This is a genomic window from Coprococcus hominis (ex Arizal et al. 2022) (assembly GCF_040094675.1).
GTDB lineage: Bacteria > Bacillota > Clostridia > Lachnospirales > Lachnospiraceae > Coprococcus_C > Coprococcus_C hominis.
The window spans coordinates 14022-27005 of record NZ_JBBNHG010000021.1 but is presented as its reverse complement, the minus strand read 5'-3'; the positions used below and the strand labels follow the sequence as shown (position 1 = coordinate 27005).

Sequence of the window (12984 nt, the reverse complement as noted above, 5' to 3'; positions counted from 1 at the left end):
ACCTTTCTTAACCTACTTCCTATCATATCACAAACGGGCATCTGACTCAACCGGAAACGCCTTATTTTTCGAGCGTTTTATTATATATACGCCGAGCACACACAGCCCGACTCCGCCGACAATCAACACCAGAGCCGGCACACCATTCTCTGAAAAAATCGGCAGGATACGTGCAATCTGTTTCGGATAAAATCCAGCTGTCACGGACAATGCATTGTTGAAAAAATGCATGAGCATGCCTGGCAGCAAACTCTCCGACTGTACTGCCACATAGCAGAGTGCCATACCAATCAGTGCTGTCGTCGGTGTCTGCACCAAATTCATATGATACAGTCCGAACACGATCGCAGCCGTCAGGATTGCCGCCCGTTTCTTCATCGTATGCTCCAGCGAAGATAACAGAAATCCCCGGAACAAAAGCTCCTCGCACACCGCCGGAAGCAGAGCAATTAGCAGCAGACAGACTCCATATCCATATGAATAGATCGCTTCCATAGATCCTGTCATACTCTCCGCGCTCTCCGGGAACAACATGCTTGTGATGCTTGTCAGGAGCATACCTACCAGAATTGTTCCCATCATCAGCACAAGTCCGCCAAACAGAAATCCCGGACGACAAAGCCGGATGCGAAATGTCTTTCGCATATCCTTCTTTGTATACCACGCCGTCAGAAGCGGAACCCCACCGACAATGCCCTGTGTGACAAGCAATCCAACAAGCATACTCTTCGCACTGGCAAAACCGCCGGCATAGATCATCAGCACAAGCACGACCGGCAGTACCAGACAGGCATCTCCAACCGATGGGACACCACCCTTGATCATATTGCTTCGGCGTTCAAAAATCTGCACATTTCCAGTTCCATCGCCAAACAAAATCGCTTCACTGTTGTAGAGCTTTCCAAGCACAAGCACTGCAATAATTCCGTATGCTACATTGCTGAACAGCACAATCGTAATCGATGAAAAACTGAACTTAAACGCCAGCAGATCCCGGATCAGCAGACAGATATTGGCAACCGGAACAAGTGCCATATTCCGGGTAAGTGTGACATTTGGCATAAACCCAATAAATGATGCAAACATCACAAGCAGCATAAGCGGCGTAATATAATTATTTGCCTCCTTGTAGGTCTTTGCAAATACGCAGAAACACATGGAAAGCGCACTGATCAAAACTGCAAAAGCAAGAATACACAGGCAGCAGACTAAGATTGCCGGAACGAATTTTGACACCTGTATTTTCGAAACCATACTGGTCGTCTGCGCCGCCAGTTTGTACAGATATACACCAATTCCGCCCATCGAAAGGACATTTAACAAAGCAGATGCCACGCCAATCGTTCCAACGGTCAGGAATTTACTGAAGATCAGTTCCTGATTCGTGACCGGCAGCGTCAATATCGTCTCAAGCGTTCCGCGCTCCCGCTCTCCGGCTGTCGTGTCGATCGCCGGGTACATCGTTCCCATCAGAAGACTCACAACAAGCATAAATGGCACGATCACACCGAGCAGACTTCCGGTCGTCTCCTCAGTACTCGCGCGGTCGTCGTCCTCTACCTCAAATGGATGTAACACCGTATCCGGGTCTAATCCTGCCGCCTCCAGACTCTGATTCGTCAGGGAATCCGAATACGCTGAGAGCACCTGTCTCACCTTCTGTTCCGCATAGCTGGAATTCGTAACCGAGGACAGATACGCGATATTATATCCAGTTCCATCTTCATTTTCATATACGATCGCATTGATCTTTTCTCCCCGCAGGATCATCGAAATATCTGCATCCATGACATTCAGATCGCACAGTTTGAAATGCAGCGTGTCATCATCCGGATGCAGAAACATCTCGACGAGCTCCGGATTCGTATCCATAAAATCAACCGCAATTTCATATGTCTGTGTATCCATCTGTGTTGTCACTTTTGACATCATGACCATACCGCCAACAAACATCAGCGGATAGATCAAAAGTGGCACGATCACCATCATAATGATCGTCTTTTTATCCCGGAGGACGTCTAATATTTCTTTCTTATACAGTTGTTTGATCACCTTGAAATTCATGACATTTCCTCCTTTCCTGCAGGTATCAGCTTTTTAAATGCATCCCGTAGATTCGTTGTTTCTGTCTGTGCATAGATCTCCGGCAGAGTCCCCTCTGCAATTACACGTCCATGCGCCAGCATCAAAATCCGGTCACACAGAAGTTCCGCTTCCTCCATGTAATGTGTGGAATAAAGCACTGCCTTTCCGCGCTCCTTCTCCGCCCGCATGAAATCAACAATCGCACTGCTGCTCACAATATCGAGTCCCAGAGTTGGCTCATCAAAAATATAGAGTTTCGGACTGTGGATCAGGCACCGGGAAATAGAAGCCCGCTGTGTCTGTCCGGTAGACAACTTCTCGATCCGGTTGTCGATAAAATCCTCCAGCGACAAAATCTGTGCAATCTCTTCAATCCGCGCCTGAATCACATTCTCCGGCAATCCGTAGATGTTCCCGGCAATCGTCAGCAGCTCCCGCGTGGAAAGTCTGCCATACAGCTTCGTATTGCCCGACAGATAGCCAATCTGCCGTTTGATCTCTGTCTGATCAGTGATAATCCGGTCGCCATCGGTATATCGGACTACCCCCTCCGTCGGCTGCATCAGACAGCCAAGCATCCGCAGCAGCGTCGTCTTTCCTGCACCATTTGGACCTAATACCCCGACGATCTCGCCCTCCTTTATGTGCAGACTTACATGATCGACCGCTGAAAATAATACCTTCTTATGCTTCTTCTCATTCTTTTCAAACTGTTTTACCAGATTTTCTGCCTCTAACATTCCTTCTCCTTTCCCAATTCATCCATACTATATGTTCCGTTTCAAAAAGAAAAAGGCTGTCCGGTTTCTGCACGGACAGCCTTAATATTTGTAATTGATCTTATATTCTTCACTGCCAAGCTTGACATGTATGATTCTGTGGTTATAACCAATCAGATTGTAACGGCACATTAATTTTGTAACCCAGCCCAGCTTCTTTGGTATCTCCAGATATCGAAAAATCGGCTGTTCGTCGATAATGCGGTAATCTGGCCGCCATGCACCAAACATCTGCGCAGCATTGTTTACTGAAAACCTCCGTTTTTTCCGTTTTTGTACGGTCTGACTATGTTTCCATGTGTTCGCCGTCGCATTCGCCAATGTGGATGATGCAGTGAATACCAGATGGGAACCTGGGAACAACGCCCGTATCTTCGCAATCAGGTCGCGCACCTCATTCTTATTCAAGTATGAAAATCCATCGTCACACACGAACATGACACCCTGATTCTGTTTACACCGGATCTCGTCTAACCACGAAAAATCCATCAGGCGCCGTCCAATCGTCTTCTCCCGCTCGCGCACGCCATACATCGCCCGCCGGACTGACATGATATTATGAGAATCTACGCTATACCACTGAATTCTTCCATTATCTACTCTGCCAAACATATTGTCCAGCCGGCATGCCATATGTACAACCGTTCCACAAGGGAATTCCTCCGTAAACCGGCGCACCAGCGTATCGCAGGCACTCGCATCCGCTGCCATGCGGATATTCTGGTATTCACTGATATGTGGATTCAGTCTGGTAAAATCAAATTTGTGGTCATATATAAACCTAGACGCCCAGTCATCCTTGAAATATTCTGGATATTTCTTAGACCAGTCTGACATCATTTTCAAAGGATAGATCGCACGCAGCGACGTATCAAATGTTCCGTTGATACAGTCGATCAAAAAGCCCTGTGCTTTCTTGTACTCCTTTGTCTTATCGTAGATCATGAAATCTTCCGCTTCATCTTCAAATTCAAAGAACCGGATATTCACGCCAGCCTTCTTCGCTTTCTTATAAAACTCCCGCGCATAGCAGTGATACAAATCCTGCACCCCGGAAAACAGCACAACATCGTCACAGATATCGGTCATGTCTCCATAGTATGGACTGGTATACTCCGTCTTTACCGCATAATCACGCACCCAATAGGAGTTCAGGAACTCTTTGACATGCTCATTATAAAATGTCCACTTTGCATGCTTGGAATTCTCGATCAGTTCCTGCTCTAAGCTCTTATCAAAAAACTCGGTATCCATCATCGGCGACAGCAGATACAACTGATCCGGTTTGCGCAAGCCTTCCCGCCATGCCGCCATCGCAAGCGACAATGCCAGACCACCGCCAGCGCCACAGCCCATAAGCACCACGCGTTCCACGTCCTGTCCTTTCGTACAGTTCGCATACGCCGGTTCCAGCATCTGAAAAACTTCCCGGCAACAATGCTCCGGTGCAAGCGGATACATCGGCAGGAAAATTCCCGCATGACACGCAAGTGCTGTCTTCGCAAGGAACATCCATTCTGCAGGGTTCATCCGGAAACACAGCTTACTGGAATACAGATACATAATGTAAGTCCCATTAAATCCCTGTTTGGGCACGAGCCGATAGCATAACCGTCCCTCTTCGTGCAACTCGTCAATGTCAAACTGCTTCACAACAAATGGTGGAATTTTAAATTCGGCTTTTCTTTTACTGAGTTCCACCTGTCGCTTCAGATCTTCCGCACGCATCCTGTGAAATTTTGAAGATATCGCTTTTCCCATAGTACTTACTATTTTACCAAACTTATCCTATATGGGCAAGCTGTTTTCTATACCTCTTCTGCAGCCATCTTCCGCATCAAAAAAGGGATAGGCGATTGCCTATCCCTTTTGATGCGGAAGATGGGACTTGAACCCACACGGTATTGCTACCACAGGCACCTGAAGCCTGCGCGTCTGCCAATTCCGCCACTTCCGCGTACTGCGTTTCGTATCATATCATTTCTATCCACAAATGTCAACAGGAAATTTGATAAATTCGAAACGCTTTTTCATTTTTAATTATTCTGCGTCCGTTGCAGAGGCATCGCTGTCTGTGGCAGCCGGTGTCTCTACGGTTGCATCACTGGCGGTTGCCTGTACACCCTTGCCATTCTCTAACAGGTAATCGACTACCTTCTGAGCCAGCGCATAATAAACAAGATCCTCAGAAGTATAATTCTCTTCAAGGCTGGACTCATCATCATAACCATAATAATCCATGATCGTCTTCTTATAGTCATCGACCTCTGCTTTATCAACCGTGATTCCGGCATCCTTTGCAACTGCACATACCGCAATCTTTTCCTTCATATAATCTTCAGCCAGTCCCTGTACATACTCACGGAAATCTGACTCGCTCTGGAAGCCATATCTGGCTGTTACATAATCACCAAGCGAATAACCATACTGGGAAGCTGCCTGCTCCTGCTGGGAAATACTCTTGTCGATCAGATCCTGCATTTCCTTCTCAGGATACTCATTGTATGTTGTCTTCTCTACAAGCACCTGCATAACTGCGCTCTCATTGGCACTCTTATCCGACTTGTCATACTGCTCAACCAGATCTTTTCTGACGGAATCCTCATATTCCAGAATTGTTGTTGCATCTGTATAAGAAGCAACAAATGCATCGTTGTACTCCGGAAGCTGTGTCTCTGTAATGTAGTTGATCGTAATCTTAAAATCTGCTTCCTTTCCGTTCAGCTCATCCTTACCATAATTCTCCGGGAACGTTGCCTTGATGTTGAACGTCTCACCAACCTTATGTCCTATGATACCATCCTCAAAGCCCGGAATCATAGCACCGCTGCCAAGTGTCAGATCATAACCGGCACCATTTGAATTACCACCTTCGAATTCCTCGCCATCGATACTGCCAACGAAATCAATATTGACATTATCGCCTTCCTTGACGGTTCCTTCCTTTACCTGTGTCTTCGTTGCATACTGTTGCAACAGGGAATCAATCTTTGTTTTTACATCCGCATCTGTCACGGTCGATTTTGTCTCTTCATATTCCAGTCCCTTATAGTCTGGCAGGTCACAATACGCTGCATATTTGTCAATCATACTCTGCTGGTCAACGCCATCTACCTTCTTTCCACATCCGGTAAGCATTGTCATCCCAAGCGCAAGACTCAGTACATACCCAAGTGTTTTAAACTTCTTCATAATACATATCCCTTCTGATTCTACCTAAAAATATAAGACTTAAAAACTTAAATCCCTAGCATTTATACCATATTTTAAGGAAAATGAAAAGGCAATTTTCATATTTCACAAAGAAATCACAGGGCATACACATTTTTTCCGGCATGTATAAGGCACAAAAATGGCTTGAATACGCGGTTTTTCGACATTTTAGGAGTCCAAAAAATCGCAACATCTAGTTTTTGTGCATTTTTTTCATACTAGATTTAGTGTTTTCATGTTTACAAACCACAAGTCAGATGATATAATGTGAAACCGTATTCACGTTTTTTATTTGGATACCAAAGAAATACACTGACAGATAGTTTTAGGAGAGGGTTTATGAAAGTTATCAAACGAGATGGTCATACAGTGACCTATGACCGCAGCAAGATCATCACCGCCATCAAAAAAGCAAATGCTGAGGTTGAACCAGGTGAAAAAGTAACCGATGAAAAAATTGAGGAGATTGTTCAGGGGATTGAAAGCAAGAACCGCCCACGTATGCTGGTGGAGGATATCCAGGATATCATCGAGCAGAAGCTGATGGCGGACGGCAAGTTTGTACTTGCCAAGACTTACATTATTTATCGTTATACCCGTGAGCTTGTCCGTAAGGCAAATACAACGGACGATTCTATTTTAAGTCTGATTAAAAACCGTAACAAAGATGTTATGGAAGAAAATTCAAACAAGAACGCAACGGTTGCCTCTACCCAGCGTGACCTGATCGCCGGTGAGGTATCCAAGGATCTGACACGTCGTGTTCTGCTGCCAGAGAAAATTTCTAAGGCACATGATGAGGGCGTACTGCATTTCCACGATGCGGATTATTTCTTACAGCCAATCTTCAACTGCTGTCTGATCAATATCGGCGATATGCTTGATAATGGGACTGTAATGAACGGAAAATTGATTGAGAGCCCAAAGAGCTTTCAGGTAGCCTGTACGGTTATGACACAGATTATTTCCTCGGTTGCCAGCAGCCAGTACGGCGGACAGTCTGTAGATATCCGTCATCTCGGCAAATATCTGCGCAAGAGCTACAACAAATATAAGAACAAACTGGTTGAGGAATTCGGAGATAAGATTGACGATGCAATCCTGGAGCAGATGGCACAGGACCGCCTGCAGGACGAGCTTCGTTCCGGTGTCCAGACAATCCAGTACCAGATCAATACATTGATGACAACCAATGGACAGTCTCCATTCGTGACATTGTTCCTGAATCTCGATCCAAACGACGAGTATATCGAGGAAAATGCAATCATCGTGGAGGAGATTCTCCGTCAACGTCTCGAGGGCATCAAAAACGAGAAGGGTGTGTATGTGACACCTGCATTCCCGAAGCTTATTTATGTATTGGATGAGCACAACTGCTTAAAGGGCGGAAAATATGACTATATTACGAAACTGGCGGTCAAATGTTCAGCCAAGCGCCTCTATCCAGATTACATCTCTGCGAAAAAGATGCGTGAAAACTACGAAGGCAATGTATTCTCCTGTATGGGATGCCGTTCGTTCCTCTCTCCATGGAAGGATGAGAACGGAAATTATAAATGGGAAGGACGTTTCAACCAGGGTGTTGTATCCCTAAACCTTCCACAGATTGGTATTCTGGCAAAGGGCAATGAAGAAAAGTTCTGGAGCATGCTCGACGAGCGCCTGGATCTGTGCTACGAAGCTTTGATGTGCAGACATAATGCACTGCTTGGTGTTACCTCGGATGTCAGTCCGGTACACTGGCAGTACGGTGCGATTGCCCGTCTGAAAAAAGGAGAAAAGATTGATCCATTATTGAAGGATGGATACTCTACAATCTCCCTTGGTTATATCGGCTTGTACGAGGTAACAAAGCTTATGACTGGCAAGAGCCACACCGAACCGGAAGGTGAGGAATTTGCCCTTCGTGTTATGAACCGCCTGCGCAAGGCTTGTGATACATGGAAGGAAGAAACCGGACTTGGTTTCGGTCTGTATGGCACACCGGCAGAAAGCCTCTGCTATCGTTTCGCAAGAATCGACCAGGAGCGTTTCGGCACGATCGAAGACGTCACAGACAAGGGCTATTATACGAACTCTTATCATGTGGATGTCCGCGAGAAGATCGACGCATTCAGCAAGTTCCGTTTTGAAAGCCAGTTCCAGACCATTTCCTCTGGTGGTGCGATCTCTTATGTGGAGATTCCAAACATGCGCCACAACTTAGAGGCACTCGAAGAGATCGTGCGTTTCATCTACGACAACATTCAGTATGCGGAGTTCAACACGAAATCCGATTACTGCCATGTCTGTGATTACGATGGAGAAATCATGATCAACGACGACAACGAGTGGGAATGTCCACAGTGCGGCAACAAGGATCACTCCAAGATGAATGTGACACGTCGTACCTGCGGCTACCTCGGCGAGAATTTCTGGAATGTCGGCAAGACGAAAGAGATCAAGGCACGTGTATTACATCTGTAAAGTCGAGGTTAGAAAATAGATATGAATTATGCGGATATCAAGCGCATTGATGTGGCAAACGGACTCGGCGTGCGGGTTTCCCTGTTCGTGTCCGGCTGTTCCCATCACTGCAAGGGCTGTTTTAACGAAGAAACATGGGATTTCAACTACGGAAAACCATTTACAGAAGCGGAGATCGAGCAGATCTTGGATTATCTGAAACCAGACTATATCAAAGGACTGTCACTACTCGGCGGGGAACCTTTCGAATATGTCAACCAGCAGGGACTGCTGCCTTTGCTTCGACGGTTTAAGTCTCTGTACCCACAGAAAGATGTGTGGTGCTACACAGGCTATGATTTTGAAAAAGATATACAGGGAAAAATGATGGTGATGTGGTCGGAGACACGCGAATTGCTCCGCTACATCGATATACTGGTCGACGGGGAATTCGAAATGGATAAGAAAGATTTGTCCCTCCGCTTCCGCGGCTCCTCCAACCAGAGAATCATCAACGTCAAGCGTTCGCTTGCAGAAAACAAAGTTTGTCTGGAGGAGGAATTTTACAAATGATTACCCATATGCAGGTAAATGTTAAGAAATTACACGAAAACGCAGTACTGCCAACCTACGGTTCTACCAACGCTGCCGGTGCCGATTTGTACGCATGTATCGATGCACCACTTACGATTGCACCACATGAGACGGTGATGGTTCATACCGGACTTGCCATGGAGATTCCAGAAGGTTATGCCGGACTTGTCTATGCCAGAAGCGGACTGGCTGCCAAACGTCATCTGGCTCCTGCAAATAAAGTGGGTGTTGTCGATTCCGATTACCGCGGTGAGTTCATGGTTGCTCTACACAATCACAGCAACGAGCCACAGACGATTGAGCCAAAGGAGCGTATCGCACAGCTTGTCATCACACCATATATCGTTGGTGATTTCGCAGTGGTTGACGAATTAGAAGAAACTGAACGCGGTGTCGGTGGTTTTGGTTCCACGGGACGATAAGATACTATTTCAAAACAAATGGGTGCACTAAGCAAGTGCACCCATTTGTTTCTGTTTCATTTTCTGAATATCTGCTGTCACATCCCGCACAGCAAACACAACCGAGGTCACATGTCCCTTTGCATCCCAGCATTGTGGTGTCAAAATCGAACAGGAACAAATTCCAAAATCATTCTCTGAGACAAATGTAATATAGGATTCTCCCTTCAGACGCTCATCCAGGTCTGACAGATTGACAAACTTTTGATAAGCGCCCCTATACGCCTGTCCCACGAAATTCTGAACGTAGCTTTCCAGCATAACTTTTGCAGTTGCCTGTTTCTGCAGCACCGCGCCGACTTCGCCTGGCATTTTGATGGCTTCCCACTCTCCCGTATCCAGGTGGATCAGAAGATTCAGTTTATAAATACTTCCGACCGCATTGATAATCCGAAACTGTTTCTGCATCTCCCGCATCGTATTCTGTGCCGACCGGTTTCGCAAAAACGTAAGAACCAGCAGGAAAAAGATATAAACGGCTGTACTAAACGCCAGAATCGTCGTTCGTGTTGCAAACACCTGACTCGAAGGATATACCACATACAATCTATACTGCTTATATCGCATCTGCCTTCCGTACCAACGTTTCCCGTTATATTTTAATTTTGTAATCCTGCCTTCCCTCCATACCGTATCATCTGTGATGTCAATCGGACATCCAACCACGGATTGCCCCTGCACATGGTTCTCATTTGTATTCAACACGATTTCACCATTCGTGATAACTACCATACCATCCATCTTAAACTGATGTCCGGAAAGCATTGTATCAAGGGAGATTTCATTCACGCCCATTGGGCGGAGTTCCACCTCATGATAACAGAGGATCAATCCGGTCACACCCTCTCTTGCGACGACTGCAAAATCATATGCCTTTTCTCCTATCTGCAGCCGCTCCATATAAGATTTTTCCGGATGCTCCAGAATCTGCGATACAGAATCATTCTTCAGTTCCTTCTCAAATAGGATCTGTGCATCTTCTCCACTGGAAAGAACGCAATTCCCCGCTTTGTCTGTCACGACAACCCCGGTAAGATTCTCATCCACCACATACGCATCCAAAATGTCCTTGTGAATTGTTACCCCATACTGCTCATACATTGCAATCGAGATTGCCTTTTCCTGCAGATTGATCAGATCCTTCGTCTTATCATCACTCACATAATTGTCGTACCGTTCACAGGTCTGACGTGCATATAGCAGCGTCTCATCTGCCACGCCACTGACCGTCTGCTTCGCCATATAAGTTGTGAGCAAAAAAATAAATGCCAGTAATAAAACTCCCGCCACGGGCGGAATCAATCTTATCACGACATTTTTCTTCGCATGTTTCGTATATTTCACCATCATTTATCCCCCCTACGATATACTTGGTGCTTTTTTCATTTGTCCCCGCACCAATTATATGTCATGATGTGTCAGCTGTCTACCACTAATTTACAAAAATCCCCCGGAATATGAAAATTCCGAGGGATTTCACTAAAAGAGAGGGACGGCTTTCTTTTACTCCAGATTCAGTTTATGCTTGCAGGTAAGTGTCGTAGCCACAGCCAGCACTGCAATTCCGACAACCTCTATGATCGTAACCGTCATAAGCACAACCAGATACTGCTTTGCCGTCGATGAGATCTGCTCCAGAAATAAGTCAATATCCTGCTTTGACAGAATCTCACTAAACACAACAACAAGTATGCCGTATATCATCTGGATCAGAGCAAAAAACACAACTGACCATATGCGTTTCCCCTTTGTGAATGCATGGCCAAATGCATAGGCGGCGTTGATCGTCCAGATATTGCACATCACACCGAGCCACATCATAAGAAGTGCCAATACGCCATCCAACACAATCAGACTCCGATCCACTATCATCCCGGACATCGAAAGGAATTGCTGTACAAACCCTACGAAATCACTGAACACCTCGAAATTCCCTGTTGCGACGCAGACAGCAAGCCCATAAACAGCAACCATCCAGGCAATCATCACCAGATCACAGATAAGTCTCGCGCCGATGAGTGTGGATGTCTTTACCGGCAGGGTATGGGTAAGATACCCCTGATCCTTGAAGAAGCGATTCCGGAAATCAAGGCATGGAAGCAGTACGACCATCACAATCACGGCAAACATTGCCAGAGCAAACATCACATCTACAAGCTTTACAAATACGGCAAATGCAGTCGTACCAACCACGTTATATAATTTATCCAGTCCGAGCACGATAACCGCAAAAAGCATCACACCGGCAGATATCATTCCGACTAATCCGGAACGGTTTACAAATTCATTTTTTATACATTTTCCTAGCATCGAAATACCTCCCTGAATATCTCATCAATTGACTGTCCTTTTTCTGCCCGCAATGCATCCGCATCCTTCTGACAGATAATCTCTCCCTCTTTGATGAAGATGACTTCATCCAATATGTTCTCGATATCCGAGATCAGATGTGTGGACAGCAGGATCGTCGCTTTCTCATCGTAGTTTGTAAGAATCGTCTGCATGATATAGTCTCTGGCAGCCGGATCGACACCCGCGATCGGCTCATCTAAGACATACAGCCTTGCCCGGCGGCTCATCACCATAATCAACTGTACCTTCTCTTTGTTACCTTTCGACAGCTTCTTCAAGGTCATATCCGGGTCGATATTTAAGAGCTTCATCATGTCATACGCCCGCGTCTCATCGAAATCCGCATAGAAGTCCTTGAACATATTGACAAGCTGACGGATCTTTAAGTACTCGTTGAAATACGTCCGCTCCGGCAGATATGAAACAACCGCCTTTGATTCCGGTCCGACCTCATGTCCACAGATGCGGATACTTCCTTTCTCTGGCTGCAGCAGACCAACCAGCATCTTGATGAGTGTCGTCTTACCACTTCCATTCGGTCCCAGTAGACCGATAATCTTTCCTTCCGGCAATGCCAGGTTCAGGTTCTCAAATACAGTTTTCGAAATCCCATATCCTTTCTTCACGCCGGATACTTCTACTAAATTACTCATGTGCTCCCTCCTCGTGTAAATATCCTTTCAATACTGTTACAATCTCACCATCTGCATATCCAAGTGTTCGCATGCTATCCACAAACGCCTGTATATGCTTCTGACTCAGCTCCTCTCGCATGCTCGTTCCTCCTGTCTTTTGCTCTGCTACAAATCGCCCTGCCGTCCGCTGGGAATAGAGCACGCCTTCGCGCTCTAACTCCGAAAGTGCTTTCTGCATCGTATTCGGATTCACGCCTGCGGTCACCGCAAGCTCCCGCACTGCCGGTACCTGATCACCCGGCTTCAAGGTGCCCTGCGCGATCTGCATCTTTATCGCATCGACGATCTGCAGATAGATCGGGGATTCATTATTGAACTTCCACGCCAATCTTTGTTCCTCCTTTTTTGTATTATTGTATT

General features: G+C 46.1%; 11 protein-coding genes and 1 tRNA gene. 3 read left to right on the top strand and 9 right to left on the bottom strand.

Going from position 1 to position 12984, the window contains the following annotated elements; all coding sequences use genetic code 11:
* Positions 1–27: 27 nt before the first annotated feature.
* The 5 genes from AAAT93_RS01895 to tig form a co-directional block, all read right to left on the bottom strand.
* A complete protein-coding gene (locus tag AAAT93_RS01895) occupies positions 28–2064 on the bottom strand; it encodes an ABC transporter permease subunit/CPBP intramembrane protease (RefSeq protein WP_118374002.1) in 2037 nt (678 codons plus the stop codon).
* On the bottom strand, positions 2061–2825 hold the full coding sequence (locus AAAT93_RS01890) for an ABC transporter ATP-binding protein (RefSeq protein WP_118374003.1): 765 nt from the start codon (positions 2823–2825) through the stop codon (positions 2061–2063). Before AAAT93_RS01890 ends, AAAT93_RS01895 begins: the two co-directional genes overlap by 4 nt.
* 81 nt (positions 2826–2906) lie before the next feature.
* On the bottom strand, positions 2907–4625 hold the full coding sequence (locus tag AAAT93_RS01885; RefSeq protein ID WP_227573550.1) for an alpha/beta hydrolase fold domain-containing protein: 1719 nt from the start codon (positions 4623–4625) through the stop codon (positions 2907–2909).
* A gap of 112 nt (positions 4626–4737) precedes the next feature.
* A tRNA-Leu gene (locus AAAT93_RS01880) sits at positions 4738–4821 on the bottom strand.
* An 83-nt stretch (positions 4822–4904) separates the two neighbouring features.
* Positions 4905–6056 (bottom strand): trigger factor, encoded by a 1152-nt coding sequence (tig, locus tag AAAT93_RS01875; protein WP_227573549.1) that lies wholly within the window; start codon positions 6054–6056, stop codon positions 4905–4907.
* A 360-nt stretch (positions 6057–6416) separates the two neighbouring features.
* Here tig and nrdD point away from each other — a divergent pair, with 360 nt between their 5' ends.
* The 3 genes from nrdD to dut are packed head-to-tail and all read left to right on the top strand — an operon-like array spanning position 6417 to position 9538.
* Entirely contained in the window at positions 6417–8543 is a 2127-nt protein-coding gene (nrdD, locus tag AAAT93_RS01870) for an anaerobic ribonucleoside-triphosphate reductase (protein WP_021986224.1), read from the top strand.
* Between the two features lie 21 nt (positions 8544–8564).
* Positions 8565–9095, top strand: coding sequence for an anaerobic ribonucleoside-triphosphate reductase activating protein (gene nrdG / locus AAAT93_RS01865; protein WP_021986225.1), 531 nt, complete (start codon positions 8565–8567; stop codon positions 9093–9095).
* Entirely contained in the window at positions 9092–9538 is a 447-nt protein-coding gene (gene dut / locus AAAT93_RS01860; protein ID WP_021986226.1) for a dUTP diphosphatase, read from the top strand. Before nrdG ends, dut begins: the two co-directional genes overlap by 4 nt.
* 27 nt (positions 9539–9565) lie before the next feature.
* On the opposite strand, the gene AAAT93_RS01855 is transcribed toward dut, so the two are convergent.
* The 4 genes from AAAT93_RS01855 to AAAT93_RS01840 all read right to left on the bottom strand — a co-directional run bounded on the left by AAAT93_RS01855 (position 9566) and on the right by AAAT93_RS01840 (position 12952).
* Positions 9566–10927 (bottom strand): hypothetical protein, encoded by a 1362-nt coding sequence (locus tag AAAT93_RS01855; protein WP_021986227.1) that lies wholly within the window; start codon positions 10925–10927, stop codon positions 9566–9568.
* 153 nt (positions 10928–11080) lie between these two features.
* A complete protein-coding gene (locus AAAT93_RS01850) occupies positions 11081–11887 on the bottom strand; it encodes a hypothetical protein (protein ID WP_021986228.1) in 807 nt (268 codons plus the stop codon).
* Complete coding sequence (locus AAAT93_RS01845; protein ID WP_117780102.1) at positions 11881–12582, bottom strand: ABC transporter ATP-binding protein; 702 nt, start codon at positions 12580–12582, stop codon at positions 11881–11883. Before AAAT93_RS01845 ends, AAAT93_RS01850 begins: the two co-directional genes overlap by 7 nt.
* Positions 12575–12952, bottom strand: a complete 378-nt coding sequence (locus AAAT93_RS01840) for a GntR family transcriptional regulator (RefSeq protein WP_021986230.1) — start codon at positions 12950–12952, stop codon at positions 12575–12577. The genes AAAT93_RS01845 and AAAT93_RS01840 overlap by 8 nt, the downstream gene beginning before the upstream one ends.
* Between the last annotated feature and the right edge of the window lie 32 nt (positions 12953–12984).